Source organism: Planococcus sp. 1R117A (genome assembly GCF_051417975.1).
Taxonomy (GTDB): Bacteria; Bacillota; Bacilli; order Bacillales_A; family Planococcaceae; genus Planococcus; species Planococcus shenhongbingii.
Window position 1 is genome coordinate 1 of record NZ_JBPRLO010000002.1, and the last position, 26,703, is coordinate 26,703.

Annotated in this window: 25 protein-coding genes and 1 pseudogene; 24 read left to right on the forward strand and 2 right to left on the reverse strand. The window is 41.4% G+C overall.

Annotation, left to right across the window (positions count from 1 at the left end; translation table 11 throughout):
• The first annotated feature begins 444 nt into the window (after positions 1-444).
• From ACSFXN_RS05445 to ACSFXN_RS05520, 16 genes are all read left to right on the forward strand, one after another.
• The gene (locus ACSFXN_RS05445; RefSeq protein WP_437149171.1) at positions 445-921 is read left to right on the forward strand and encodes a GNAT family N-acetyltransferase; all 477 of its coding nucleotides are present in this window, start codon (positions 445-447) and stop codon (positions 919-921) included.
• 140 nt (positions 922-1,061) lie between these two features.
• A complete protein-coding gene (locus tag ACSFXN_RS05450; protein WP_437149172.1) occupies positions 1,062-1,598 on the forward strand; it encodes a GrpB family protein in 537 nt (178 codons plus the stop codon).
• A gap of 65 nt (positions 1,599-1,663) precedes the next feature.
• Entirely contained in the window at positions 1,664-2,392 is a 729-nt protein-coding gene (locus ACSFXN_RS05455; RefSeq protein WP_437149173.1) for a metallophosphoesterase family protein, read from the forward strand.
• Positions 2,393-2,499: 107 nt separating this feature from the next.
• Positions 2,500-2,964, forward strand: coding sequence for a hypothetical protein (locus ACSFXN_RS05460; protein WP_437149174.1), 465 nt, complete (start codon positions 2,500-2,502; stop codon positions 2,962-2,964).
• 81 nt (positions 2,965-3,045) lie between these two features.
• On the forward strand, positions 3,046-3,498 hold the full coding sequence (locus tag ACSFXN_RS05465; protein ID WP_437149175.1) for a hypothetical protein: 453 nt from the start codon (positions 3,046-3,048) through the stop codon (positions 3,496-3,498).
• A 355-nt stretch (positions 3,499-3,853) separates the two neighbouring features.
• Positions 3,854-4,309 (forward strand): DUF6843 domain-containing protein, encoded by a 456-nt coding sequence (locus ACSFXN_RS05470; RefSeq protein ID WP_437149176.1) that lies wholly within the window; start codon positions 3,854-3,856, stop codon positions 4,307-4,309.
• A gap of 180 nt (positions 4,310-4,489) precedes the next feature.
• A complete protein-coding gene (locus ACSFXN_RS05475) occupies positions 4,490-4,984 on the forward strand; it encodes a GNAT family N-acetyltransferase (protein ID WP_437149177.1) in 495 nt (164 codons plus the stop codon).
• A gap of 242 nt (positions 4,985-5,226) precedes the next feature.
• On the forward strand, positions 5,227-6,843 hold the full coding sequence (locus ACSFXN_RS05480) for an ATP-binding protein (protein ID WP_437149178.1): 1,617 nt from the start codon (positions 5,227-5,229) through the stop codon (positions 6,841-6,843).
• Entirely contained in the window at positions 6,827-7,522 is a 696-nt protein-coding gene (locus tag ACSFXN_RS05485) for a response regulator (RefSeq protein ID WP_437149179.1), read from the forward strand. Before ACSFXN_RS05480 ends, ACSFXN_RS05485 begins: the two co-directional genes overlap by 17 nt.
• Positions 7,523-7,689: 167 nt before the next feature.
• Positions 7,690-8,997, forward strand: a complete 1,308-nt coding sequence (locus ACSFXN_RS05490; protein ID WP_437149180.1) for a CitMHS family transporter — start codon at positions 7,690-7,692, stop codon at positions 8,995-8,997.
• Between the two features lie 612 nt (positions 8,998-9,609).
• Entirely contained in the window at positions 9,610-11,691 is a 2,082-nt protein-coding gene (locus ACSFXN_RS05495) for a sensor domain-containing protein (protein WP_437149181.1), read from the forward strand.
• Positions 11,692-12,091: 400 nt separating this feature from the next.
• Entirely contained in the window at positions 12,092-12,985 is an 894-nt protein-coding gene (locus ACSFXN_RS05500; protein ID WP_437149182.1) for a YsnF/AvaK domain-containing protein, read from the forward strand.
• 398 nt (positions 12,986-13,383) lie between these two features.
• On the forward strand, positions 13,384-14,316 hold the full coding sequence (locus ACSFXN_RS05505; RefSeq protein WP_437149183.1) for a DNA/RNA non-specific endonuclease: 933 nt from the start codon (positions 13,384-13,386) through the stop codon (positions 14,314-14,316).
• A 179-nt stretch (positions 14,317-14,495) separates the two neighbouring features.
• Entirely contained in the window at positions 14,496-14,798 is a 303-nt protein-coding gene (locus ACSFXN_RS05510) for a hypothetical protein (RefSeq protein WP_437149184.1), read from the forward strand.
• Positions 14,799-15,094: 296 nt separating this feature from the next.
• Positions 15,095-15,832: a GntR family transcriptional regulator gene (locus tag ACSFXN_RS05515; RefSeq protein ID WP_437149185.1), complete on the forward strand. Its 738-nt coding sequence runs from the start codon at positions 15,095-15,097 to the stop codon at positions 15,830-15,832.
• 170 nt (positions 15,833-16,002) lie between these two features.
• Positions 16,003-17,166: a mandelate racemase/muconate lactonizing enzyme family protein gene (locus ACSFXN_RS05520; RefSeq protein ID WP_437149186.1), complete on the forward strand. Its 1,164-nt coding sequence runs from the start codon at positions 16,003-16,005 to the stop codon at positions 17,164-17,166.
• Positions 17,167-17,503: 337 nt separating this feature from the next.
• Here ACSFXN_RS05520 and ACSFXN_RS05525 read toward each other — a convergent pair whose 3' ends face one another.
• Entirely contained in the window at positions 17,504-18,067 is a 564-nt protein-coding gene (locus ACSFXN_RS05525; RefSeq protein ID WP_437149187.1) for a cysteine hydrolase family protein, read from the reverse strand.
• A gap of 119 nt (positions 18,068-18,186) precedes the next feature.
• On the opposite strand from ACSFXN_RS05525, the gene ACSFXN_RS05530 reads away from it, so the two are divergent.
• Positions 18,187-18,630 (forward strand): Lrp/AsnC family transcriptional regulator, encoded by a 444-nt coding sequence (locus ACSFXN_RS05530; RefSeq protein WP_300989296.1) that lies wholly within the window; start codon positions 18,187-18,189, stop codon positions 18,628-18,630.
• 336 nt (positions 18,631-18,966) lie between these two features.
• Here the strand turns inward: ACSFXN_RS05530 and ACSFXN_RS05535 are convergent, their stop codons facing one another.
• The gene (locus tag ACSFXN_RS05535; protein WP_300989295.1) at positions 18,967-19,302 is read right to left on the reverse strand and encodes a winged helix-turn-helix transcriptional regulator; all 336 of its coding nucleotides are present in this window, start codon (positions 19,300-19,302) and stop codon (positions 18,967-18,969) included.
• A gap of 641 nt (positions 19,303-19,943) precedes the next feature.
• On the opposite strand from ACSFXN_RS05535, the gene ACSFXN_RS05540 reads away from it, so the two are divergent.
• From ACSFXN_RS05540 to ACSFXN_RS05570, 7 genes and pseudogenes are all read left to right on the forward strand, one after another.
• Positions 19,944-20,708, forward strand: coding sequence for an MBL fold metallo-hydrolase (locus ACSFXN_RS05540; RefSeq protein ID WP_437149893.1), 765 nt, complete (start codon positions 19,944-19,946; stop codon positions 20,706-20,708).
• Between the two features lie 132 nt (positions 20,709-20,840).
• Positions 20,841-21,401 carry a GNAT family N-acetyltransferase gene (locus ACSFXN_RS05545; RefSeq protein ID WP_437149188.1) on the forward strand — a complete coding sequence of 187 codons (561 nt, stop codon included), beginning with the start codon at positions 20,841-20,843 and terminating at the stop codon, positions 21,399-21,401.
• A gap of 144 nt (positions 21,402-21,545) precedes the next feature.
• Positions 21,546-22,547: an LLM class flavin-dependent oxidoreductase gene (locus tag ACSFXN_RS05550; protein ID WP_437149189.1), complete on the forward strand. Its 1,002-nt coding sequence runs from the start codon at positions 21,546-21,548 to the stop codon at positions 22,545-22,547.
• 148 nt (positions 22,548-22,695) lie between these two features.
• Positions 22,696-22,956: pseudogene (locus ACSFXN_RS05555) on the forward strand (NADPH-dependent FMN reductase); the annotation flags it as partial.
• 765 nt (positions 22,957-23,721) lie between these two features.
• A complete protein-coding gene (locus ACSFXN_RS05560; protein WP_437149190.1) occupies positions 23,722-24,795 on the forward strand; it encodes an NAD(P)-dependent alcohol dehydrogenase in 1,074 nt (357 codons plus the stop codon).
• A gap of 231 nt (positions 24,796-25,026) precedes the next feature.
• The gene (locus ACSFXN_RS05565) at positions 25,027-25,377 is read left to right on the forward strand and encodes an ArsR/SmtB family transcription factor (RefSeq protein WP_437149894.1); all 351 of its coding nucleotides are present in this window, start codon (positions 25,027-25,029) and stop codon (positions 25,375-25,377) included.
• Positions 25,378-25,390: 13 nt separating this feature from the next.
• Positions 25,391-26,686 (forward strand): arsenic transporter, encoded by a 1,296-nt coding sequence (locus ACSFXN_RS05570; protein ID WP_437149191.1) that lies wholly within the window; start codon positions 25,391-25,393, stop codon positions 26,684-26,686.
• The last annotated feature ends 17 nt before the right edge of the window (positions 26,687-26,703 follow it).

A 26,703-nucleotide genomic window follows, 5' to 3' on the forward strand; every position in this document is an offset into this window, starting at 1 on the left:
AGCCGTCCAAGTATTCGTTGACCAGGTTCATTTTGAATTCTTCGCTATATTTTGACATAGAAAAACACCCCAAAAGTTAGTTTTTAACTCTAACTTTTGGGGTGCAGCACCAATAATGTCTTTTTTAGTACCAGCAAAATAGATGGTATTCTCTTATAATCTGTTTGAAAAATAATTAACTATGATATGGATAATTAGAATTGTTATCTCTCTAAACTAGCTTAGTCCGTTTTTGGTCTAAATATCAGCACTTATCGGAAGACAAGAAATTCTAGTAGGAGTTTCTTGTCTTTTTAATTTGCATAATTTTTTGGATCGATAACACCAAACATAGATTTAACCGTTCCTATTCTTTAGCAGCAATAAAAAAGCTATAATTAAATTAACAATATTTTGAAACTTGAATTAAAGTGGTTAGTTAAATGAAAAAGAAGGAATGGGGATATGGCTATGGATGTAGCAATCAGAAGAACGAAAGAAACCGAAGCCCTGCAGTTATTGGAGATACAAAAGGAAGCCTTTTTAGAGGATTTAAAACGCTATGAAGATCATGAGACCAATCCAGTAAATGAACCGATCGAAATACTGCTGCGGAAAATCGAGGTCTTCCTTCATTACACAATTTGGTTGGAAGATGAAATTATCGGAGGAGTGGATATTCGCAGCTTAGACGGAAACAGATACCGTTTGAATCGAATTTTCCTATCGAACAAGTTCCAGAACCAGGGGTTAGGAAGTGAAATTATGCAACTGATCGAGAAGGAGTTTCCTTCAGCAGCCGAATGGCATCTGGATACCCCTCATTTGAATAAACGAAATCACCACTTCTATGAGAAACTGGGCTACCGGAAAGTTGGCCAGCACCAATTGACCGATAAGCTCTTTCTCTATGACTACGTGAAGAAAATGGGAGCCAATTAAGGGGGGAAAAGAACGATGTGGCGTTAACCGCATTATTCAACGCGATGTTTTGACTCCCGCATGATCCTAATCTACAAACTGTGCGTTATTGAAAGCGGACATTGAGAAAATGAAAAAATCAAAGAAAGCAGGAAGAGCTTTTGAGAAAAGTTGTAGTTTCGCCATACGATGAACAATGGGTTTTATTATTCACTAAAGAAGCGGATGAATTAAAGATGATTCTGGGCGAAGAAATGGTTTCGATCCATCACTTTGGCAGCACGTCGATTCCAGGATTAGAAGCTAAGCCGATTATTGACATATTGGCCGTTGCGAAAGACATCACCTTGGTAGATGGATATAACCCGGTATTAGAAGCATTCGGTTACGAAGGAAAAGGCGAAAACGGCATACCGGGACGCAGGTATTTTCAAAAAGGCGAGGATGATCGGACGCATCATCTCCATATTTATCAAATCGACAGTCCCGAAATTGAACGACATTTGGCGTTCAGGGATTATCTGCGCACTCATTCGGATGTTGCGAAAGAGTATGGAGGGTTAAAAAGACGGTTGAGCCGGCAATTCCCGTATGATATCGAGTCTTATATTAGGGAGAAAGAGGAACTGGCCTTAAAAATTCAAGAAGAAGCTTTAGCATGGTATCGAAAAGCCGGAAATAAGAATGCTTTGTTTTAATTGAATGTCGCTTATGTGCATTTAAATTACATTCGGTTCCAGAGAATTCCGAAGGGAGAGTTTTTGTGAGTACAAAAATCGCCGTAATCACAGATGTACACGGGAATAGTACTGCTTTGCTTGCCGCATTAAATGAGATAGATAAGGATTCCGAAATTCATCATATTTATTGTATCGGAGACATGGTTGGAATCGGGTACGAAACCAATGAAGTGCTTGAAATTCTTTTTTCTAGAGATGATGTATCCTTTGTAATGGGGAATCATGAGGAAGAAATTCTAGCGATTTTAGAAGGCGAAGAAAGTAGCAGCCAAGGGAGAGAAAAAATTCATCACGAATGGCTTGCAAATCGGTTAGAGAAGAGATTCATTCCACACATCAGTGGTATGCCTAAAGAATTAAGTGTGGTGTACGAAAGGCAGAAGCTCTTGTTTACGCACTATCATTTAGATGCTGAGAATCAATTTATCCCCATTGACACCGAACCTTCTATCGAAAAGCTGGATGACTTATACAAGCAGTCTCCATTTGATTTAATTTGCTTTGGTCATCATCATCCGATGCACTATTATTCATCAGAAGAAAGAATCTATTTAAACCCTGGATCGCTAGGATGTTACGACAAGCCCTTTGCAAGATACGCCACCATTTTAATAACGACTGATGATATCAAAGTTGAATTAGAAGAAGCGGCTTATAACAACCAAGATTTTTTAAAGGGATACGAAGTGTTGGAAGTGCCGGAAAAAGATTTTATTTTAAACATTTTTCATGGAAATCAGCATCAGAAATAAAAAATAATCTGTATCTTGATAATAAAAATCTTAATTTGAATGTGACTTATTGGTAATTAAGTTACATTCAAAACGCTAGAATCTAAAAGCTTAAGGAGGGATGAAACATGAGCTTAGCACATGAATTTTTCTTAGTACCTAATACAGTTTCTTATCAAGAGTTGATGGGGAGCAATGAGAAAAACCCAGACATTATAGACTCCATTGATCTCCCCGATAATTTGATTCAATACATAGCCGATTCAATGAACTGGATTCCATGTAAAAATCCAGCGGTATCAATGACAAGAGAAGTAAAAGGAATACATTATCATGGCGTCACTCTTTTTGATCAAACGTCAGCAGCAACTATGAAAAGTATCTTTACGGCTTGGCACTCTTTATTTTCAAACTCCCTTGAAAAGCTGGAGCTGACTGGGGAATTTGTGCATTCTTCCAACAAAAAAGTGCTATGCGGGCGTGAACGTCTATTATTTTGTAGAAATGATGTACTCGAATTATTGGAAAGGTTACTGTCTATGATTGAGAGATTGAAAGAAAAGAATCTCTATCTTTACCATTTGGGAATATGAAAAACGAATGTAACTTATTGTGAGGTAAATTACATTCAAAAGCTGATAAACTAGAAATTTAATTTTGAGAAGGGGATTTTTATGAATTATTCTGACCTACTTCAATACCAAGGCTATCTTTATTTGAATTCATTGCTCGAACCTGAGGACAACGCCTTGATCGTCGATATTGACCGTTGTAAAATACCTGGAACTCCAATTGGTGAGAATGATGCTTTTTCGTCTTATGACGCCTTCAATGTGGATGAAACCCTCCCCATTCTACGATTTGAATTTGATTGGTACATTGCTTATTCGGTTCTAAACGAGAGTTTTACTGCTTTGGACAAGTACGAGGTTTATGAAGGGCGGGGGTTTTCACTTTATTCAAAATCCCGATACCTGGACTTTATTGAGATCGGGACCACAGCTGACGAGGTGCATCCTGGGCCATACAAACACTATGGGATAAATGCTTTAAATCACACAATTGATGTGATCTCGACGGAACCTCCAAGGATTTCCGTCATACAAAGAGATGTTCCACAAAAGTAATTTGTCTAGATTTATATGAGGGTTTTGAATGTAACTTAATCTAAATTAAGATACATTCGAAATCTTCATTCTAGTGAACTTTGAAGAGGAAAAGATAAAGTGAATTTCCTAGAAAAAATGTTACATTCAATTGGTTGTTCTTTATGACCTGTAGGGAAGAGACTTCGTGGAAGGTTTCTTCCTTTTTGGGTTCGTGTAAGTGTACGTTTACGAACGGATTCATTTCCAAAATTATTTAGATATTATTTTAAGTTCTGATTATACTTAATTTGTAAGCTGAAAAAGATGTGTAAATAGCTTTGTAAGCATGCATTTGTCCCTTTCTCTAAAATTCAGGAAAAATACGGAGGATTACATGAAAAAAGTACTTTTAGTTTTTGGAACTCTTATTCTTGCTCTTGTTCTTACATATATCCTTATTGGCTATTCGACGGGGTGGGACAGCTCAGAAGACCGGGAGCTGGTTTATACTTATCTGATTCCTGAAGATTTTACGGGATGTGCTTGGATACGGTACGGTCAACCAGGAGCAAAACCATTGGAAATTACAAACAATGAAGTCATATTCGAAATTCCTGAAAACGGCATATTGCATACCAGTACAGATTATGATTCTGTGGCGTACGTGTATACCACCAAGGTTTTTTCTGTAAACGAGCAAGGTGAACCGATAAAACAATTGATAAATGAATATGATCTTCCCCCTTCTACAGGCTATCAATTTGATGATCAAAATCCCGGGGATGTGACCTCTATCAATTTTGATTCAAGCGAAGAAGGTTGTCGGTTCATAGAAGGTGTCAGCAATTAGCTGCAACTTTCTGCCAGCTCTTTAGTCTTTAATCAAAAATTAAAAGGGGTTTCCAATAGTTCTAAATATTACATGTGAAATGAATTTTTTGAAGTTCGAATTTATAAGAGTCCAGGTATATATCAGCAGTTATCGGTAGCTTTTTAGGAATGACCTAAAATTTGAAAGGAAGTACGGGCAATGCCAACTATAAAGACTGACAGATTGACGTTAATTACTTTTACTGCGGACATGATGAAAGCAGCCATTTCAAATAAAGGGGATTTGGAAAAAATATCGACGTATCGAGTTGCCGATGAATACCCGTCGGAAGTGTATAAAGAAATCCTTCCTTATAAAGTTCAACGGTTCAGCCAATATCCTGACGAAAACGACTGGGAAGGGATCATCATACACACTGAAGATCATACCATCATGGGGGACATGGGTTTCAGACGCAGTACTGAGGATCCAAAAGAGCTGGAGTTGGGTTATAGCATCGTTCCCCGCTACCAGGGTCATGGATATGCGACCGAAATGGCAAAAGCGATGGTGAAGTGGGGGCTGAAACAACCCGGTATAGAGAGGATTATCGCCGGGTGTGATAACGATAACTTCGCTTCGATTCGAGTGTTGGAAAAAGCCGGGTTAAAACGGTTTGAAGAAAAAGAGAATAAAATTCACTGGTCTTCGTAAAGGGGATGAATTGCAGAAAATTCGATTTTACATATGAGGGGTTTATCGGAAGAGAAGAACTTAATATCAAGTGGGTGCTTTTCTCTTTTAATGGTATGATACCTTTTTACATAGTGGAAAATATACAGACAATTAAATATAAGGAAAAGGCGACTCTAGTGGAATCAAATGCTCGATCTTAAAAAAACGGGCAGTTTAACATCAGTTTCTTCAGCAGGAAGAAGATATAAGGAGCCGAATCCATGGTCTTTAAAAAAAATCGAATTAATTTGATGACACAAATTACGCTTTTGCTCGCTTTTGTTGTTATTCTTAGCACCTTTCTAATCAGCATACTTTTTACAACAATGATTGATGAACTAGTCGAATCCTATATGGGTGACCAAGCGATGACGGTAGCAAAACTGGCTGCTCAACAGGAAGAAATTAGAACAGCGTTTGAAGAAGACAATCCATCGATACAGGTGCAGCCAATCGCAGAGAAGATCCGTAAAACTTCAGAAGCCAGTTACGTTACGATTGCAAATATGGAAGGAATCCGCTATTCGCATCCTAATCCCGAATTTATTGGAAAGCATACAGCGACCAGCAACGAAGCCTCTTTGGAAAGAGGGGAGTCGGTAATCTATAAGGATGTGGGCATCTCAGGTCCGGCAATCAAAGCGAAGACGCCCGTCTGGAATAGTCAGGGAGAAGTCATTGGGGTGTCTTCGGTAGGGTTTTTGCTTAATGACATCGAGGAACAAGTCTTTTTATACCGAAAAAAAATCATTGGGCTTTCTGCTATTCCTCTTTCGTTAGGCATTATCGGCGCCATTGTCATTGCGCGAAGAGTACGGAAAATCATATGGGGTCTTGAACCTGAGGAAATTTCCCTTTTATTTAAAGAAAAAGAAGCTACACTCGAATCCATCCATGATGCAACAATTTCCATAGATTCTTCAAATAAAATTACATCCATGAACAAAAAAGCACGGTTGCTTTTCGGAAGTCAGGGCTTAAAAAAAGGTTCTTTAATCAAAGATTCCCAGTTGAAAAAGCTATTGAAGGATGTTTTCGAATTTAATAAAGAACAAGTGAATCAAACGATTCTTATAGAAAACCAGCTCCTTATTGCTGATATTGCACCGATTCTGCAGAATATGGAAGCAGAAGGCGCCGTATTGACGGTTCGTCCCATTTCAGAAGTGGAAAAGCTAAATGAAAAATTATCGCGGATGAAAGAGTTCTCTGAAAATATGCGAGCTCAGAATCACGAATTTCTAAATAAGCTGAATACACTTTACGGTTTGCTTCGTCTGGGACATTACGAACGAGCCATCAGTTTGATTTCGAAAGAGGTGACAGAACGGCAGAATGTGATTTCTTTTCTCGTTTCTTCGGTATCTGACCCGATTATTGCGGCATGTCTTCTTGGAAAACTCAATCGATCCAAAGAACTTGGGGTCTCGCTGGAAATCGAAGAAGAAAGCAGCCTTTCTGTTGCGTTGACTTCAGAAGAGTCACAAGAACTGGTTTCTATTATAGGAAATATTATTGAAAATGCTTTAGAAGCTGCTCATCAAAACAGGGGGGATCAAGGCAAGGTATCCGTTTCATTTACTGATTTGGGAAAAGATATTTTATTTGATATTGAAGACAATGGACCCGGCATTTCTCCTGAAATGGAAGTACTTATTTTTAAAGAAGGTTATACTTCAAAAAAGGAAGAAAACCATGGTCTCGGCTTGACGATTGTCCGTCATGCTCTTCAATTGCTCAAAGGAAATATTTATCTTACTGAAAGCGAAATGGGAGGCGCGCGATTCACTATTGTGGTCCCTAAAAGAAAGGAGGCAGAATATGCCAGAGACCATTAAAGTAATTATTGTGGAAGACAATCAAGAAGCTGCTTCCATTTATAAGCAGTTCACTGATCAGCTCGATCATTTTGAAGTGATTGCAACCGCGGGGTCCGGAAAACAAACCATCGATTTGCTGGAAGTGGTTCAGCCTCATCTTATGCTATTGGATGTGTATTTGCCGGACACAAACGGCATCGATCTGCTTAAAAAAATCAGAACGCATTACTGGGGAATCGATGTTATTTTAATTACTGCCGCTAATGATACGGAAACGGTAAGCCAAGCGATCCGCGGAGGAGCATTTGGTTACTTGATCAAGCCAATCATCATTGATAAGTTCATTTCCACACTTCAGGAATACGATTTGATGAGAACTCAACTCCACCAGCGAGAAGTCGTCGATCAGGAGAAAGTGGATTCGATGTTTCGGTCCTCTCCAAGCGACAAGCAGCCTGCAGAACCGGTGCAGGCACAATTGCCAAAAGGGATTGATAAGCATACATTGAAATTAGTCAGGGACAAAGTAAACGTGATTGAAGAAAGCTTGAATGCCGATACTTATAGTCAGTTGCTGGGTATCAGTTATTCGACTACCCGAAGATACTTGGAGTACCTTGTCTCTCGCGATGAAATGGAAGTCGAAGTAGTTTATGGCAGTATTGGACGTCCTGAAAGAAAATACAAACCGCTCTAAAACCGTGAATGTTTGATATTCACGGTTTTTTTCGTAAATAATATGAAAAAAACGATTTTTATACCGAAAAGTCTTTTAACTGTTTTTAACTGTTAAGAAAAAATAAGAAGTGCTACTATTTCCTAAAGAAAGCGCTACCATATAGTGCGGACGAAGGAGATGGTCGTATGTTGGCATTACTAGGATTCACAATGGTTGCAGTATTTATGTACTTAATCATGTCAAAGAAATTATCTGCGTTAGTTGCAATTATGCTTGTACCTATTGTATTTGGAATTATCGGAGGCTTCCTTACAGAGCTTGGCCCAATGATGCAGGCGGGCGTTGAAGGCATCGCGTCTACAGCTATCATGATTTTATTCGCTATTTTATACTTCGGTATTATGATTGATTCCGGGTTATTTGATCCGCTAATTGCTAAAATTTTAAAAATCGTGAAAGGCGATCCGTTAAAGATTGTCCTTGGTACAGCTATCCTTTCGATGACAGTTGCACTCGACGGCGATGGCACCACGACCTACATCATTACCGTGTCAGCCTTGCTTCCATTGTACAAGCGTATTGGCATGAACCCGTTGATTCTTGCTACGGTTGCGATGCTGTCGATGGGGGTTATGAACATGACTCCCTGGGGGGGCGCCTCAGCCATGGCGATGGCATCATTAGGGTTAGATGCTTCGGAAATCTTTATCCCGATGATTCCTGTAATGGGATTCGGCTTGGTGTGGGTTTTGGTAGCGGCATTCATCCTAGGGAAAAAGGAAAGAAAAAGACTGGGAGTCGTGGAGTTGAATTCTACACATCCATCCGGGGAGCATGCTGAACTAGCAGCGACCGCAATGATGTCAGCGGATCATAAACGTCCCAAGCTGGTATGGTTCAACTTTTTATTGACAGTTGTCTTAATGGCTTCACTGATTATCGATTTCATGTCACTTACGATCTTATTTATGATTGCTTTCGGAATCGCTTTGCTGGTCAACTATCCAAATCTGAAAGATCAGCAGGAACGCATGGCAGCGCACTCTAAAAATGCTTTGGCCGTTGTATCAATTGTTATCGCGGCCGGTATTTTTACAGGAATCATGTCAGGAACCAAAATGATAGATGCGATGGCGATTTCACTAGTGTCTATTATTCCGGAATCTATGGGACCTTTATTGCCGGTAATTGTCGCATTTATAAGTGCACCATTTACATTCTTCATGTCTAACAATGCATTCTATTTTGGTGTATTGCCTATAATTGCTCAAGCAGCAGAAGCCCATGGTATTAGTGCAGTGGAAATTGGAAGAGCTTCTTTGATGGGTCAACCCATTCATGTATTAAGCCCACTTGTCGCAGCGGCTCATTTATTAATTGGTTTAGTAGGAATTGAATTTGGCGAATTGCAGCGCTTTGCGGTAAAGTGGGCACTGGGGACAACTACTGTTATGGTAATTGCGGCTGTCCTATTAGGAGTCATTTCAATTTAAGGGCTCAGTACTATTTTAATATCGGATAGGAGATAGGAGAATTTGTGTTTACAAATCCTCACTCTGCCAGAACTAATGAATTTCAAACTACAAAAGAAGGGGAGATAGCTTACTATGGGTTATCTTCTTTATCTTTATTTTTTATTTGTTCGCAAAATCTCAATTTAACGAATAAGTTATAATCTAATTAAGTTTATATATGAGGGATTAACAGAAGTAATTATTTTAATAGAAAAATACAAAGAGGAAAGCAGGGCTGATCAGCCCTGCTTTCCTCTTTGTTTGTATATGGGTACTTTTACGAACGCTTTTTCTTGCTTCTCATACTTATTTAAAAGGGTGTATACTAAAAATTAGGCTAGAGGAATAAATTTACATAATAATGTTAAAGTTCTTAGAAAAGAACCGAAATAAAAGATAAGCAGCAAGGCCTCTTACGACGTACACAAGGTATTGATCTTTCATGTCGTATCAAAGTTCCAAACGTTAAGGAAGGCAATATATGGTTCTGGCTTTTCTGTATTTAAATGAGAGAAAGAAGCAAGTGGTTTTCCTTGTAGTGCAATTGAATTTGAAAAAGTCTCAAATCTTAAAGCTAAAGGAGGTTGTTGAATGAAACAAAATATTCAAAGCAAATTGATGGAGATGAAGAGCTTGCGTTCTTTTTTTGAAAGCACCCAGCAAGACAACCTGGATTTTGTGGGGGAAAATAACCATGTGATCTTTTGGTCGTATGAGTTAAGCACAGGGGAAATGACCGTGACGGAAGGGCTGGAAAAGTTGTTTGGTTATTCTCCGGACGAATTGCCACAGTCCGGTCTTTCGAACAGCTTCTTCTGCCCGGAGAGCGAAAGCATGGAAGAAAACCCGGATGACTATATTTCCAGACAGGTCCCGTTTGACCTGGAGTATAAAGCGGTACGAAAAGATCGCTCAACCATCTGGGTAAAAGTAAAAGGAAATCCCGTTTTCGACTCCAACAAGGAAGTCATCCGCTATAACGGCGTTTCCCGGGATATTACGGCCAAGGTCAAGAAAGAAGAGGAGCTGGCAGAAGCGGCAGCTCAGTACCGGACCTTGCTGGAACAGAGCGCACAAGCGGTGTATATCTCGCAGGACGGGAAGTTTCAATACGCCACCCCGCAGATGGCGGAAATCACCGGGTACCGTATGGACGAATTGATCGGCATGGATTTCGACCAGATCCTCGATGAAGAAAGCATCCAATTGGTCTTGAAAAGAGTGGAATCCTACTTAAACGGGAAAGAGCCTGGAAGCCAGGAACTCACCGTTGTCAAAAAAGACCAGACAAAACGCATTGTGAAACTCCGCTCTTCTATCATCAACTACAAGGGCAAACTGGCACTGATGGGAACGCTGCTGGATATCACCGAGAAAAAGCAGGCGCTGGAATTGGCCAACCGCTTGGCCTATTACGATGTGCTGACGGGTCTTCCAAACCGCAACTTGCTTCATAAAAAGATGGATTCGTTCCTGGAAGCGGCGCAAGAAGCGGGGGTGATGGTAGCTTTGCTGTTTGTGAACTTGGACCACTTCAAGACCATAACGGATTCATTTGGCCACCAGGCTGGAGACGAAGCCATCAAAGAAGCCGGCAGTAAAATAGAAGAAGTGATGCCTGAAACCGGATTTATCGCAAGGTATGGAGATAACGAGTTTGTGGCGTTGCTTTCATACGCTGACATAGCTGAAATCGAAGAATTGGCGGAAAAAATGATACGAGACGTTCCATTAGCGCTTTCCGGAGAAATAAAGGATGCGCCCACCATCGGCATCAGCCTTTTTCCGAAACATACGGACAGCGCCGAGTCGCTGCTGCACTTCGCCGATATTGCGGTGTATCAGTCGAGACGCGATGAAAACCGGCAGCAACACTACCGGTTCTTTAGCCCGTGCATGGAGGCGGATGTCCTGAGAACCAATAAATTGGCCAATGACCTGAAAAGGGGCGTGGAATTGAAGCAATTCCACCTGGTGTACCAGCCGAAGGTGCGGCTGGATTCGGAAAAACTGGAGGGAATCGAGGCACTCATCCGCTGGGAGCATCCCGAGTATGGCCCTATCTCCCCGATGGAGTTCATTCCCCTGGCAGAAAAAAGTGACCATATCATCGGAATCGGCGACTGGGTACTGGAAACCGCCATTCAGGATATGCAGAAAGTGGACTTGCCGCTCATACTGAATGTCAATGTCTCCATGAAGCAGTTGCTGCAAGCTTCATTTGTCCAGAAAATAAAAGACCTGATCGAAAGAACCGGTTTTCCGGCAGAACGCTTAAATCTGGAAATCACGGAAAGTGTAGTCGCTTACAATATCGAGGAAACGATAGAGAAACTGGAGCAAATCAAGGAACTGGGAACCAAGATTTCCTTGGACGATTTTGGCACTGGTTACTCTTCGTTGAGTTATCTGACCAGGTTGCCGATCGACTGCTTAAAAATAGATCGTTCTTTCGTAAGTGAACTGGAAGTGGATGACGCGAAGAAGACGCTGATCCAGGACATGATTCGGGGAGCCCATGGTTTGAACATGGAAGTCATCGCGGAAGGCATTGAGACGCGGGAACAGGCAGAGTTGTTAAAAAGCTACAATTGTGAAAAGGGGCAAGGCTATTACTTCAGTAAGCCTCTGCTTTTCTCAGATCTTCTAAACTACATTCATTCTCAGAAATAATCTCTTTGCATACCAACTGTGAATTGCTTTTCCTAAGGAAATGAGTCATTCAGTTGCTTCTTCCTTAGCTTCTTTTATTCGTTTAAGTATATGTTTACGGACGCTTTAAAAAACGAAAATATCGGAAATTTAGCAAATAAAAAGCGGATCCCTTACTGATTGTAAGGGATCCGCTTCATTGTTTCTTCAGTTAGTTCAGTAAATCATTCAAATCTTCCAGTAAGCCAATTAAATCAAGCAGGTCATCAAGTAATATTAAGAAACCATTGGCATCCAGTAACCTGGTACGGCTAGCTAGGCTCCGTACAAGGAATTCGGAATGTTTAGGGCGAAAGGGAATGCGGGTAAATAATCACTATTCACTTACGACAAGATCGATTACGAAAAGGAGGACGATACGATGGCTCGAAAAGAAAATACGTTTATCGGCGTATTCAATTCGCAGCGGGAAGTAGTAAGCAAGGTGAGGGAACTGAAAGCGCAAGGCTACCAGGAAAGCGATATGTACGTGGTCGGACAGGACCGGGACGCCTTCTCGACGGTGCAAAACCAGACAGACGTGCATGTCGATGCAGCCGGCCAGCAGCAAGACCAAGGATTCATGGGGAAATTCATGTCCGCCCTTTCCGGTGAATCCTCTTCAATGGATGCATTCAGCGGCATGGGGTTGAACCGGGCAGAATCCGAAGAATACTACCGCCAAGTCCAGAACGGCAAACTGGTGCTCTATGTGGACAGCGATTATGGCGATTCCTACGATCGATACCGCCGTTCAACGGGAAGTGATCCGGCTACCGGAACGGGAGCCGCGCTTGGATCAGGCAGCACGGTGGACTCGACTTCTCAGCGGGACAGCACTTTCGGTTCGACTCCAGAGACCAACCGCACCTCCCCTCGGAATGACGAGGAACGCCTTCGCCTTCATGAAGAACAGTTGAACGTGGGCAAAGAACGGGTGCAGACGGGGGAAGTAAACGTCGGCAAGCGCGTAGTCGAAGAGAATAAAACCCTCGAAGTACCGGTAGAACGTGAAGAAGTGTACGTAGAGCGCCATCCAGTGAACGAGGAAGCCTCCGGCACTAAAGCTTTCAATGAAAACGAAACAATCAATGTGCCGCTTTCCGAAGAACGGGTAAACGTCTCAAAGCAAGATGTGGTCACAGAAGAGATCGTAGTCGGCAAACAGAAAGTCCAGGATACGGAACGAGTGGACGAGACGGTTCGCCGGGAAGTGGCGGATGTTGACGAGGATGACAATAATCTCACGAACAAGAATAACCGCAAACCGCTTTAAGGCTTTAAGGGATCAGACACATAAAAAAGGAGGCCTGATGGGCCTCCTTTTGCTTTGAAATCTCGTTTTTTGATTCCTTCCTTGAAAAAGTCCCTTGAAAAGTCTGGGACATTGACTGATACATATGCCGGTTTATCGGAAGGAAAGAGGCTAGTAGAACTTCTTCTCTTTTTTCTAGGTAGGTGTTTTTAAAACGATTTGAAGGTGAAATGAGTTTAACAGTTTTTATATAGTATGGGAACTTAAAGTTAGCATTCAAATGCAAATGAGCGAATTTAATGAATGATACAGGTGAATCAAATTACTTGTGCGGAGTTTTAAACCCATCAATGTAAAATAATGAACCGCCCTTTGTGGAATAGAGAGCCACTAATTAAAATTATTATAGGAGTGCTGAAATGAAAAAGAACTATTTAATCATCCTTTTAACGGCCATCTTTCTGGCTGGTTGTACCGACGTCGAAGAGGCAGCCGTTACCGATGTAGAAACCGATACACAAGAAGTCGCCTCAGTCGAAACCGGTAAAAGCAGCGGAAAAGAAGAACCGGTCCCTACCGCTGGCGAGGAACCCACAGCAGAGGAAACGCCAACCCAATCCAATGATGAACGGTTCGCAGGATACGAACTGATTGAAGTGGATGGCGGAGATTTGTCTGGAACTCGTGAACCGAACGTCGTCGTGGACATTGGGTATGGGGACCGTGAATATTGGGCCTTTACGAATGAGCACGGGCAGCTGGTGCGTGTCATTGCAGACGAAATCGTTCTACAAGATGAAAGCAACGAACCTGTAGAATCGTCTGGCCGGTACTATGCGGATGAGGCAAAAGTTCCGGGTGTCGGACGCGACGAATTAGATGAAGGGCATGTCATTGCAGATTCCCTCGGTGGGGTAGCGAATGCTTATAATATTACCCCACAGGATGGCACACTCAACCGCCATGGCGATCAGGCCTATCTGGAAGAGGTCATTCGCAGCGCAGGCGGGGCGACAAATTTTGAAGCCATCATCACTTATCCGGATACGGAAACGCAGATCCCTTCCAGATATCAATATACCTATACGTTAAAGGGAACCGAGATTGTGGAAACGTTTGACAACGTGAACCCGGATGAAGTAAATGCTGAACTTGATTTAACCGACAGCGAGCCTTCTAAATCCACCGCTTCAAAAACCAACGATGATGTAAAGAGTGTCGATACAGATAACAATGGACAGGTGACGATTAAAGAAGCCAAAGCAGCAGGTTTTAACATGCCGATCACGAATGATCATTGGTTATACCCCTATATGCAAGACAGCGATAACGACGGCCTGGTAGGAGAGTAAGCCTCTAGAACTTTGAAGTAAAATAAATGGACAGTTTCCTCGTTGGACGAATTAAACAATTTGCGAGTGAGTGTCTGTGCAGGAACAACTCATCTCAAGGTAAACTATGAAAAGGCACAACCAAGCGTCTCGTAGCTTCAAATGAAATTAAAACATACTCAAATTTCAAAGGTGGAGAAATGACAAAAATGAAGTGGATCAGCAGGCAGGAAGAAGCCAAATTGCCGCTATTTAAAAGCCATGAAGAAGCGAGCGATTATTTTGAAGAGAAGTATGGAGAGAAATTCGTATTTGAAGAGTCTTCAGATGTCGGTAATGGAATTTGTTTCTTCTATCGATTAATTACAGATGAAGAGGCCTATATAAAAGGGGTAACGGATTTAAATGCTAATGGATCTGTAAAAATGGAATTCATAAAGAGTTATCAGCCGATTCAAATTATGGAGGACGGAAGCGTCCATATCGTTTATCAAGAAAAATGAAAGTCGAAGCTCGCTCAGATTAAAGACACGAGGGTTATCGAAGCGATCGTACATATGCCGATGACTCTGGTGTTTTTTGACATTCTCTTAATGTAGGACCTCGGAGTTGCAATTTCGATCATTTTTAGATGGAAGTTCACTCTTTGAAGCTAGAGAAGATTCCACTCCAAAATTCTTTAATAAAGTGTTATATTACAGCATAGGAGTTACATGTAAAACCGCGCTCATTTAAGTGGAAATCTGCTATAATTTATTCAATATCTGTACTTTTAATAAATTGAAATTTGGTGAATCCCATGAAGGAAAAAGATAGACGAAGCAGCGATAACACTGCTTTAAAGAAAACCTTATTGCGATATAAAGAAGAAGCAAATGAGGATCGTTTGCCGCAACAGGCTTATATAATTATTCAAAAAGCGATCCGAAATTTACAGCTTCACCCTAATGAGGCTTTTTTGGAACGTGAAATTATCGAAATGTTGGAAATGAGCCGTACGCCTGTTCGTGAAGCATTAATTCGATTGGAGATGGACCGCTGGATTAGGTTAATCCCTCGAAAAGGGTTTAGTGTTGAACCCATCATTAAAGAAAATATTGAGCAAATTTGCCAAATAGCCGAAGCGCTAGATGGAGTGGCAGCTGAGTTAGCCACATTAAATATTGACGAAGAGCATCTCGAAATTCTGGATGCCCTTATTGCGCGTCAAGAAAATCATCTGAATGAAAATAATTTAAAGGCTTATTTAGATGTCGATAATCAATTTCATAATTTAATCGTTGAGTACTCCCAGAATGAACGGCTGAAAAATATAATGGATAGTCATTCTGATCAATTGTATCGGGCTAGGTTGTTTACCATTAATGAGCGAAAGCTTCCTGTTCGGTCCATTAAGGAACATCGGGCAATAGTAGCTGCCATGCGGGCCCAAGATAGCAAAGCAGCTCAACTCCTGATGCATTCCCACAGGCATCGTGGAGGACAAGAAATCTTAGGGATTATCGAAAGCAAGCCAACGAATAAGATGAAAAAATAGTGTAAGACGTTTCTTAACAAGAAGCGTCTTTTTTATTTGTATAGAAATTTAAAAAATTTATTATTTAGCTATTTACGTTATTTTGATTAATTTAAAGCTTTATATTGACATTAATAAATTTATTAATTATGCTGTAGACAAATGAAATATACGAAATGGGAGGTTTTAAGATGAAAATAATTGATATCAAAGAAAAAGCGGTACCTATTAAATCGAGTATCAGCAATGCTTATATTGATTTCTCGAAAATGAATGTTTCTGTCGTAGCAATCGTCACAGATGTGTTTAAAAACGGCAAACGGGTGGTAGGGTATGGGTTCAATTCAAATGGGCGGTATGCTCCAAGTGGGCTGCTTCACGAACGGTTTATCCCTCGTTTATTAGAAGCGGAAACAAATGACATTCTAAATGATGAGGGATCAAATTTTGATCCGCATAAAATTTGGGATATTTTAATGACAGGTGAAAAACCAGGCGGACACGGGGAAAGGTCGGTTGCGGTAGGAACTCTTGATATGGCAATTTGGGATGCCGTAGCAAAAATAGAAGAGAAGCCCCTTTATCAACTGCTGGCTGAACGCTACGGGGATGGAAAGCCGGACGATAAAGTATTTGTATACGCTGCAGGCGGCTATTATCAGCCAGGAAAAGACGATAAAATGCTTCAAGAAGAAATGAAAGGCTATCTGGACTTAGGCTATTCAGTTGTGAAAATGAAAATCGGGAACGGTTTAGAAGAAGATCTTCGTAGAATCGAAGCCGTACTGGAAGTGGTGCCATCTGGCCAATCTCTGGCGGTGGACGTAAACGGCCGATTCGATTTGGAGACAGCGATTCGGTATGCAGAAAAGTTAGAGCCCTATAATTTGTTTTGGTATGAAGAAGTAGGAGATCCGTTGGATTATGAGCTTCAAGCGGAGCTTTCCAAGCATTATAAAAACCCGATGGCAACTGGCGAAAATCTGTTTTCCATGCAGGATGCCCGAAACCTCATTCGCTACGGGGGAATGCGGCCGGATCGGGATTATCTGCAATTTGACTGTGCATTGAGTTATGGACTTGTGGAGTATATGAGAATATTGGACATGTTAAAAGAACATGGTTGGTCTTCACGCCGCTGCATTCCGCATGGTGGGCATCAATTGTCGCTGAATATTGCAGCGGGATTGGGTCTAGGAGGGAATGAATCTTATCCCGGAATTTTTGAACCATTCGGTGGATTTGCCGATGATATTCCGGTTGAAAATGGGTATGTTGGTTTGCCTGACGTTCCAGGAATCGGTTTTGAAACAAAAGCACCGTTAATTAAATTGCTTCGCTCGGTAGCTGAATAATACATTAAAAACAATGGTTTTTTTTAATGAGCACTAACTCTCAGGCAATTTCAAGAAAAAAGGCCACTGAAGCTTTTTTCCAATGCGATGACATCGACACGGTGGTTTTCCACGGTGCCAGTGTCATCGTTTTTTAGTTTCACAGCTTTCGTGTTATAAAGGAACTGTAATCATCTAATTCATACCGGACAATTCTCTTTTTGTCTTTAAACGTTTACTTTTACGGACTCTTATTAATTTTTTATTTCGCCCTCTCTTTGATTAGAATTGAAAAGGGAAAAAGAAAAATGGAAACTTGTAGAAAAACAAGTTTCCATTTATATTGAAATCAGCGTGTTTATAGGACAGCGGTTTTCTGTTGCAAGAAATCCTCGGTCGATGTTACTTCAGCATACATACCTTGAAGTGCGCCGACAAACGCATAATGAACCTGTTCTGCTGGAACGACTTTATCTTGATAAGCCAATTCTCTAGTCGCACAAGCATCTTCGATCAATGTCGTTTCGTATCCCAGATCAACAGCCGCTCGCACAGTGGCATCAATGCACATATGTGTCATCATACCTACCACTACTAACTTGGTTATTCCTTTTTCTTTTAATTGGCTTTCTAATTCCGTTTGTAAAAAGCTGTTTGCGAAATGTTTAACGATGAGGCTTTCGTTTTCTAATGGCAAAACCGCTTCATGTATTTCAGCACCTTCCGTGTCTGGAAGAAAGAATCCCATTGCGGGGTTGCTTGCAATATGCTGAACATGAAAAATATTTTCTTTGTGATTTTGTCTGAACCATTCAAGAACTTTAGCTGCATTGGCAGATGCGCTTTCAGGATTGCTTAACTCCATCTTTCCATTTGGAAAATAGTCTTTTTGAATATCGACAATGATCAAAGCTGTGCTCATTTTTCCACCTCATTCATAAATTTTTCGTACAAAGTAATGATATACAAGTTCCCGGTTTTTATCGATAGGCTGATGAAGCATTTTTGCGTTAAATCATTTCACCATGAAAGGAATGCATTATGGAACTTAACAATATTGATTTTCAAATCCTTCACTTGCTGTCGGAAAACTCGCGTATTCAATGGAAAGACTTAGGGGAACAAATCCATATGACCGGACAGGCCGTTGGCAATCGCATCAAAAAACTGGAGGACAGCGGCGTCATCAAAGCTTATTCCTTAATCGTGGACGACATGAAGTTGGGGCTTTCTTATACTGCGTTTGTCATCATTTACATGAAAACTGCCAACCACGAGCAGTTCATCGATTTTCTTAATGGACGACAAGAAGTGATTGAAGCGCATCGGGTGTCGGGAGAAGGCTGTTACCATTTGAAGATCAAGGTGGCTTCCCAAGAACAATTAAATCTTTTTTTGAATGCCATTCTTGATTACGGGAATTATGCCTTGTACCTCTCCATAAAAGAAATCAAACAACGCAGCTCATTGATTGACAGCATTTAACTCCATGTGTTTTATTCAGAGGATTGGGCTTGGAAACCCTCACTTCGATTTCTTCTTTACACGATTTCCTTATAGGGGGCATTTTTTAGTAAATACAAATTCCAAATTGAGCATTTTTTGCATAACCTTGCGATGTGTACCAAGGCAGCTGAAAAATCCTGTTCGGCTGCCTTTTTAAAGTTAGCCATTTCCGAATAAAAATTACTGACTGACACTATTAAAAAAGGCTGAGATTCTTGATCAAACAAGAATTTCAGCCTTTTATATTTTCAGTAGCTCCCCAAAATTCATGCAGTTTCAATGCTTGCAGATGCTTAGTGAGTCGATATTAATTTTTTATTTTTCTTTATTGAACTCTCCCCATCGGCACATCTCTTGAATGATCGGCCAGAGCGTTTTCCCTTTCTCCGTAAGGCTGTATTCAACCTTTGGAGGGATTTGCGGATATTCCTCACGATGTACTAAACCATCACTTTCCATTTCCTTCAATGTCGAACTAAGCGTCCTGTAAGTGATCTTGCCGATCATACGCTGCAGTTCGTTATAACGCACTGCATTGTTTTGCGACAAGTAATAAATAACCAGCAGTTTCCATTTTCCGTTGATGATGGAAAGTGTATAGCCAAAGAAGGTTTCCTGGTTATCAGCCACATTGATTTTGGATGTTTTCATGTTTACACTATCCTTTCTGATAGTATATGCGAAAAAAGTGCATACTTGTTTATAGATTTGTACTCACTATATAATACATTTAACTTCGAGTAAAGCGTTGCAGCATTTTTAGACATGAAATTTCAGGCAGTCTGCATCTTGCAATTTCTTTTTAACATTCAACGGCGTCGAAAAAGGGATTAAATCGAAGTTCTATCGAGATTGAGGAGCCAGACAAGGAGGATAGGGAAAATGAGTTGACGCAACACTGCAAAGCTTTTATAGACATATTACTGGGAAATTGAAAAAGCTAATGCGGCTCCAGCTGACTGGCTTTAAATTATGACTGCTTCTTCAATCGCTGAAGAACAGTTGGCATACGTTCACAAATATTCGCCGTATACAAGGTTATACCACTAAAGAAACTGGAAAAGTGGTGCCATGACGACAGAAGAGTCAACTCGTATCATTCTGTTGTCAATCTTAATGAAAAAAGGCTATTAAATTTTAGAAAAGAGGATTTATCAATTATGAAGAAATTCAAAAAAACATCTATGCTGACAATGACAATGCTTTTGGCGAGTAGCATATTAGCTGCTTGTGGCAGCCCTCAGAATACTGAGCCAGTAGATAAGCAAAAAAACGTTTCTCAACAACAAGATATGACGATCCAGCAAATACGAAATGCTACAGTAACGGTAGAATATGGTGGTCAAAAGTTCTTGATCGATCCTATGTTTTCCAAAAAGGGTGCGTTTGAATCTTTCGGTCCTGCCGAGCGTGATGACCGGAATCCAATAGTTGAATTGCCGATGACGGTTGAAGAAATTCTTGAAGGTGTAGACGCAGTTATTGTAACTCATACACACGAGGATCATTTTGATGACGCAGCAAAAGAACAGCTGCCTAAAGACATGAAGCTGTTTATGCAGGATGAAGCGGATGCTGAAATGGCCAAGGAATCAGGGTTCACGAATGTCGAAGTCATGGAAGAAGGAGTGGGCATAGGCTTTAATGATATTGAACTGACTGAAGTGGATGGCCGTCATGGATATGGAGAAATGGCAAAGGCCATGGGAAATGTGATGGGGCTTGTCTTCCAACATCCGGAAGAAAAAACTTTGTATCTAGCTGGTGATACTGTCTGGTATGAAGAAGTGCAAGAGAACATCGATGTCTATAAACCGGAAGTTATAATTCTAAACGGTGGCCAAAACCAATTTCTTGAAGGGGGCCCTCTGATTATGGGCAAAGAAGACATATACGAAGTATTTAAGGCTGCACCGGAAGCTGACATCGTTGTGAGCCATATGGAAGCAGTGAACCACTGGGGATTGTCCAGAGAAGAATTGAAGAACTTTATCAACGAAAAAGAAATGGAGTCTAATGTAGTGGTGCCGGATGACGGAGAAGCTTACTCCTATTAAGGTGAAATAGAAAACGTGTAAGAGATTTTAATTTTTATAGCAAGAGCCCCTCTTAAGGGTCTCTTTTATCAGAATTAAAATCAATCGGACTCAAATGATGGCACAAAAGAGTAATCAAAAGGAGACGACGGTATGTATTTAAAACTAGAACCGCTAACAAAAAACTCTAATGAATTCGCTAAGGTAACAGAATTGTATGATGGGTCATTCCCTAAAAATGAACGGATACCTATGAACCTTTTATTGTGGAAAGCAAAAAAGGATTTTGTAGATTTTCTTGTTATTTATGATGAGGAAATATTTGTTGGCTTTACTTATTTAATCACCCGTGAAGATTTGACATACGTCCTGTATATAGCAATAGATAGCAGAGTGAGGTCAAAAGGTTATGGCGGCCAGGCACTTGCTGAAATTAAAAAGAAATACCCGGACAACCGGATCGTACTCAATATAGAAGTTGTTGATGAATCTGCAAGCAATTATGAGCAACGGGTAACGAGAAGGAAGTTCTATACCCGGAATGGTTATGAAGGCTCTGCTTATTTATATCAGGACCGTTGGGGCTTGTACGAGGTCATGATTAATGGAGGCAAAGTCGATGCGGAAGAATTTCATGCTTTATTAAAAAGGTTTGCAGGAGTTTTGCTATTTTCAGTTTTCAAACCTCAAATCACACCATCCGCAGAATTGTAAAACAAGCTCTTAAACAAGTGGCTAAGAACTAAAAAAGGTAAAAGGTAAAGTGTCTGAACGCTGACGAAACTGCCTCCACAGACGGAAAGAAGGCAGGCAATCAGTACAATATCGAAACGAATAATAAATTTTAGAGGTGAAATGATGAAGAAATTTGATGTATCTGTTTTATCTGTTGCTCCATTAAGGAAAGGGGAAACCATGAAACAAGGGATTGATTCTGCAGTATCGTTAGCGAAAGCGGTCGATAAGATGGGCTATAAACGAATTTGGTTTGCGGAACACCATAACCACGATGCCTATGCAAGTGCCGCTACCGTATCAATCGTGCAACATATATTGGCCAATACAGAAAACATTCGGGTAGGTTCCGGCGGGATTATGTTGCCGAACCATTCCCCGGTAGTCGTTGCGGAGCAATTTGGGACGCTAGAAACCTTGTACCCGAACCGTGTGGATCTCGCAATGGGCCGGGCGCCGGGAACGGATCAAAAAACTGCCGACGTGATTCGGCGTTCGAATCATAATGGCGTATTTTTCTTTGAACGGGAAGTGCGGGATATTTTGCGTTATTTGGGGGATACAGAAAACCAAGGAGAGGTGCGGGCTTTTCCGGGCCTCGGGACGAACGTTCCGGTCCTGATTTTAGGATCGTCAACCGGCTCGGCGAAAATCGCTGCAAATCTAGGACTGCCATATGCTTTTGGTGCGCAATTTTCACCTGAGGTGATGGAGGAAGCGCTCGCGATTTACCGGGAAAACTTCCAGCCGTCTGCTTATTTACAAGAGCCTTATGTGATCGCTGCCATTAATGTGATTGCAGCCGATTCCATGGAAGAGGCAGCTTTTATTTCCGCCAGCCATTTGCAGGTGTACATCGATATTTACACAAATAATTTAAGCCAATTGATCCCGCCGACCCAGGACTTTCTTGAATCGTTATCACAAGGTGAATTGGAAATTCTTCACCATCGATTGGGGTATACCATCATGGGGGATGCCGAAACGATTCGCCGTGAAGTGGTTAACTTCCAACAGGTCTATCAAGTGGATGAAATCATTGCTTTGTCCAATATCTATGATCTCAAAAAGGAAATTCGTTCCTATGAAATTTTTAAACAGGTTAGCGATGCCTTATTTGAATAAAAGCTAATACTTCTATTGATAGCTTACTAGAAGTAGAATCCATTACCACTATAAAGTAAGAGAGGGGAAGAGCAATGCTGAATTAGCATTGCTCTTTCTCTTTACGTCAAATTCATTGATGGTCGCAATTACCTGGAATACGAAGGCTAAAGTGGTCAGCATGCTTGTAACCGCTGGTTCACCCAAGCATTATTTGATTGCCGAACAGCAGTTAAAGCCGATTCTGGCGTATATGAAAGCCCAAATTGTCCAGACGTATGTCTTTATCGAAGAAAAAGATTTTCACCGGAAAGAAATTGTCAACGATGATGTGCTGTTCCGCATTGAACGGTTAGCGGAAGATACCGTGATGTTGACCGAGACTTACACCAAACTTCGTCTGGAAAAAGAAGCAAGTTATAATTTTTAATAAAGGAAAGGATCTCGTGGAGGTCCTTTTTCTTTTTAAATTTATGAATGAAATCTAGCTTAAGTGTTTGGCAGGCATAAAGAAGTTAAAGTATAGCTGGATTGGGAATTTATATACTATGACGTTATCAGAGGTAAAATGTAAGAATCCGAAGCAATAAATCTTAAATTTTGAGCTGTGTTATTGATATTCGGCACAGCTCTTTTTATCTTTCTGGATCTGTTCACAGGATTTTTTAAAAATCGTCATCTCTTTAAAGTCCGGCTTGTTTGCCGATGACAGAAATCTTTGAACCGAAATGGAGTTGTAACCGGCTTAGTGATTAATAAATAAGATTAATGTTACCACAATAATAAAAAGTATAATCCATAAATAAGAAATGCACCCAGTTAGTAGGTAAAAGAAGATAAATTAGATGCTATAACAATAATGAAGTTGATAATCCTTGGACCATTTTGAGGATAAACCGATGCAGTATCTAACTTATAAAAGTTTAAATATCGTGGTTTGGGGGAAGAGAAGAAGCTGAAGCTGCTTCTTTTCTTTTTTCACTTGATTCTTATGTTTCTGCGAATACTGTAAATAAAGCAGAAAATCCGCTTTGCATCTGAACCATCTTTTGGTCAGGGAAAGGGAAAACGTAAATTAAAAGCACTGTATGTCAATAATCTCAAGGCTTATGTGTGAATATAAAATCAATATATTGTTATAATGAATTGCTGTAAGGAAGCAGATACAAAATTTGTCGAAGGAGAGAATATATTTATGAAAATTAAAGCTGCAGTCACACCCGAAACAGGACAAGCTTTTGAAATCAAGGACGTTGAATTGCCTGAACTTGGTTCGAAAGATGTTTTAATAAAAGTAACAGCATCCGGGATTTGCCATACGGATGTTTCAGGGAGAGACACAGGCATGGTTAATCCACCCGCAGTTCTTGGTCATGAAGGCGCTGGAATTGTTGAAGAGATCGGGTCTGAAGTTACGGAACTTCAAAAAGGAGACCATGTGGTTGTGTCATTTGCAAGCTGTGGAGAATGCGATAATTGTTTAGCCAATCACCCTGCACATTGCCGGTATTATGGCGACCTTAATTTAAATAGCCATATCGATCAAGAAACCAATCAATTGGTTGCCAGATTCTTTGGGCAATCTTCCTTTGCGACATACTCACTTGTTAACCAACGGAATGTGGTGAAAATTGATAAGGACATGGACTTGGCTTTAGCGGCTCCGCTAGGTTGCGGCTTGCAAACAGGAGCCAGCTCTGTGTTAAATGTGCTGAAGCCTGAAGCCGGCAGTTCGATTGCGGTATTTGGCGTCGGGGCTGTTGGATTAAGTGCCATTATGGCTGCTAAAATTGCAGGCTGCAAAAACATTATTGCAATTGATCTCCATGAGAACCGCTTGGAACTGGCTGAAGAGCTGGGTGCCACAGCGACGATAAAAAGTGGCAAAGGTGTAGATGTTGCCGAAAAGATAAAAGAAATCACTGGGACAGGCGTGCAGAGTGTACTTGATACTACTGGCGTAGATGTGGTAATCGAACAAGCCATCCTATCATTGGATACTTTTGGGAAAATAGTTACGGTCGTTACTGATTTTAATCTTTCTATACCGTTGGAAGCTTTAGCCTTAAAAGGCGGCAGTATTACAGGAACCAGTCAAGGCGATGCAACTCCACAAAAATTCATTCCGGAAATGATTTCTTACTATAAAAACGGACAATTTCCATATGACCGGATGGTAAAATTCTTTGAATTTGATGAAATCAATAAGGCTTTTGAAGAATCAGAGAATGGATCCGTTATTAAACCGGTTCTAAAAATTAATTATTAAATTCTAAATGTAAGTAATTGAAATGCACCTTTTGAGCAGTTTTAAGCTGTTCGAAAGGTGCTTTTTTAGGTATCTGATCCTAACTCTTGCTTGGAAATCAGAAAGGATATCGATATGCACTTGAACATATAAGCATATGCTGATATGATATTATTGGTTTCGGGAACAGCAAGTAAATAATCCTGATAAATAGTAAATCGGCAGGTCTAAATGGAGCGAGGTGAAAAACAAATGGAAGTGAAAGCGAAGGAAATCGAAATCGAGAAAGCCAGCATGGTGCTCAAGCTCTTGGGGGACAAGACCCGGCTTGCGATGATGAAGCTCTTGGAAAAGAACGAGTGCTGTGTCTGCGAGTTTGTGGCGATTTTCAATATCAGCCAGTCGGCCATCAGCCAGCATCTGCGGAAACTCCGCGACGTCGGGTTGGTGAAGGAAAACCGGAAAGGCCAATGGATTTTCTATTCATTGAATAAAAACAGTGATATGTACGTAATGGTCCTGCATATCCTGGCATTCATTCCAAGCCAGGAGGAGCGCATCAAGGAACTCGAGAAACAAGGACTGCGAATCAGTTGTGAATAGTGGAGGGAATTAAATGGTACAAGGAATTTTAGCATCACTGATTTTCCTCCTCACACTGGTGCTCGTCATTTGGCAGCCGCGCAATCTGTCGATTGGGTGGTCAGCTATTGGCGGGGCCGTGCTTGCCTTACTGGTTGGAGTCGTGGATTTTCAAGATGTAGTAGATGTATTTGGAATTGTATGGAACGCCACACTGGCCTTTATCGCCATCATCATCATTTCGTTGATTTTGGATGAAATCGGACTCTTTGAGTGGTCGGCGCTTCACATGGCGCGGATCGCCAAAGGGAACGGCGTGCGCATGTTTGTCTTTGTCAGCTTACTCGGGGCCTTTGTGGCGGCGTTGTTTGCGAATGACGGGGCGGCGCTAATTTTGACACCGATTGTGCTGGCGATGGTCCGGAACTTGAATTTTTCGGAAAAGATGATTTTTCCGTTTATCATGGCCAGCGGATTCATTGCCGACACTACGTCGCTGCCGTTCGTCGTCAGCAACTTGGTAAACATCGTCTCGGCTGACTTTTTCGGCATCGGATTTGCGGAATACGCTTCCCGGATGATCGTGCCGAACCTGTTTGCCCTCGTGGCCAGCATCTTGGTGCTGTATTTGTTTTTCCGCAAGGATATCCCGAAAAATTACGAAGTGGCGAACTTGAAGAAACCGAATGACGCCATCCGGGACCACAAGATGTTCCGTTTGTCGTGGTTCGTGCTCGTGATTTTGCTTGTCGGGTATTTCTCCAGTGACTTTATGGGCGTCCCGGTGTCCTTTGTCGCCGGCACCATCGCCATCTTCTTTTTGCTGATGGCGCGAAAAAGCCCAGCTGTCCGCACGCGGATCATTTTGCGCGGCGCACCGTGGAACATCGTCTTCTTTTCGCTTGGCATGTATGTCGTGGTCTACGGACTCCGCAATGTTGGCTTGACCGGCGTCTTGGCGGATGTGATCCAGGTCGCGGCCGAGCAGGGCTTGTTTGTTGCCACGATTTCGATGGGCTTCATTGCAGCAATCCTGTCGTCGGTGATGAACAACATGCCGACGGTGATGATCAACGCCCTTGCCATTTCCGAGACGCAAACATCGGGAACCATCCGCGAAGCGCTGATTTATGCGAACATCATCGGCTCGGATCTGGGTCCAAAGATCACGCCGATCGGCTCACTCGCCACGCTATTGTGGCTCCACGTCCTGTCTTTGAAAGGCGTGAAAATCTCCTGGGGGACGTATTTCAAAGTCGGTATCATCCTGACGGTTCCAACGCTTCTGGCAACCCTCATCGGGCTGTATCTCTGGTTATTAATAATTTGAAAAATAGATTTCATTCA

Bases quoted from the DNA above. Each gene is read 5' to 3' on its own strand.
- ACSFXN_RS05445 (WP_437149171.1), top strand. From the start codon at position 445: ATGGCTATGGATGTAGCAATCAGAAGAACGAAAGAAACCGAAGCCCTG.
- ACSFXN_RS05460 (WP_437149174.1), top strand. From the start codon at position 2,500: ATGAGCTTAGCACATGAATTTTTCTTAGTACCTAATACAGTTTCTTAT.
- ACSFXN_RS05465 (WP_437149175.1), top strand. From the start codon at position 3,046: ATGAATTATTCTGACCTACTTCAATACCAAGGCTATCTTTATTTGAAT.
- ACSFXN_RS05470 (WP_437149176.1), top strand. From the start codon at position 3,854: ATGAAAAAAGTACTTTTAGTTTTTGGAACTCTTATTCTTGCTCTTGTT.
- ACSFXN_RS05475 (WP_437149177.1), top strand. From the start codon at position 4,490: ATGCCAACTATAAAGACTGACAGATTGACGTTAATTACTTTTACTGCG.
- ACSFXN_RS05480 (WP_437149178.1), top strand. From the start codon at position 5,227: ATGGTCTTTAAAAAAAATCGAATTAATTTGATGACACAAATTACGCTT.
- ACSFXN_RS05485 (WP_437149179.1), top strand. From the start codon at position 6,827: ATGCCAGAGACCATTAAAGTAATTATTGTGGAAGACAATCAAGAAGCT.
- ACSFXN_RS05490 (WP_437149180.1), top strand. From the start codon at position 7,690: ATGTTGGCATTACTAGGATTCACAATGGTTGCAGTATTTATGTACTTA.
- ACSFXN_RS05495 (WP_437149181.1), top strand. From the start codon at position 9,610: ATGAAACAAAATATTCAAAGCAAATTGATGGAGATGAAGAGCTTGCGT.
- ACSFXN_RS05500 (WP_437149182.1), top strand. From the start codon at position 12,092: ATGGCTCGAAAAGAAAATACGTTTATCGGCGTATTCAATTCGCAGCGG.
- ACSFXN_RS05505 (WP_437149183.1), top strand. From the start codon at position 13,384: ATGAAAAAGAACTATTTAATCATCCTTTTAACGGCCATCTTTCTGGCT.
- ACSFXN_RS05510 (WP_437149184.1), top strand. From the start codon at position 14,496: ATGACAAAAATGAAGTGGATCAGCAGGCAGGAAGAAGCCAAATTGCCG.
- ACSFXN_RS05515 (WP_437149185.1), top strand. From the start codon at position 15,095: ATGAAGGAAAAAGATAGACGAAGCAGCGATAACACTGCTTTAAAGAAA.
- ACSFXN_RS05520 (WP_437149186.1), top strand. From the start codon at position 16,003: ATGAAAATAATTGATATCAAAGAAAAAGCGGTACCTATTAAATCGAGT.
- ACSFXN_RS05525 (WP_437149187.1), bottom strand. From the start codon at position 18,067: ATGAGCACAGCTTTGATCATTGTCGATATTCAAAAAGACTATTTTCCA.
- ACSFXN_RS05530 (WP_300989296.1), top strand. From the start codon at position 18,187: ATGGAACTTAACAATATTGATTTTCAAATCCTTCACTTGCTGTCGGAA.
- ACSFXN_RS05535 (WP_300989295.1), bottom strand. From the start codon at position 19,302: ATGAAAACATCCAAAATCAATGTGGCTGATAACCAGGAAACCTTCTTT.
- ACSFXN_RS05540 (WP_437149893.1), top strand. From the start codon at position 19,944: ATGACGATCCAGCAAATACGAAATGCTACAGTAACGGTAGAATATGGT.
- ACSFXN_RS05545 (WP_437149188.1), top strand. From the start codon at position 20,841: ATGTATTTAAAACTAGAACCGCTAACAAAAAACTCTAATGAATTCGCT.
- ACSFXN_RS05550 (WP_437149189.1), top strand. From the start codon at position 21,546: ATGAAGAAATTTGATGTATCTGTTTTATCTGTTGCTCCATTAAGGAAA.
- ACSFXN_RS05560 (WP_437149190.1), top strand. From the start codon at position 23,722: ATGAAAATTAAAGCTGCAGTCACACCCGAAACAGGACAAGCTTTTGAA.
- ACSFXN_RS05565 (WP_437149894.1), top strand. From the start codon at position 25,027: ATGGAAGTGAAAGCGAAGGAAATCGAAATCGAGAAAGCCAGCATGGTG.
- ACSFXN_RS05570 (WP_437149191.1), top strand. From the start codon at position 25,391: ATGGTACAAGGAATTTTAGCATCACTGATTTTCCTCCTCACACTGGTG.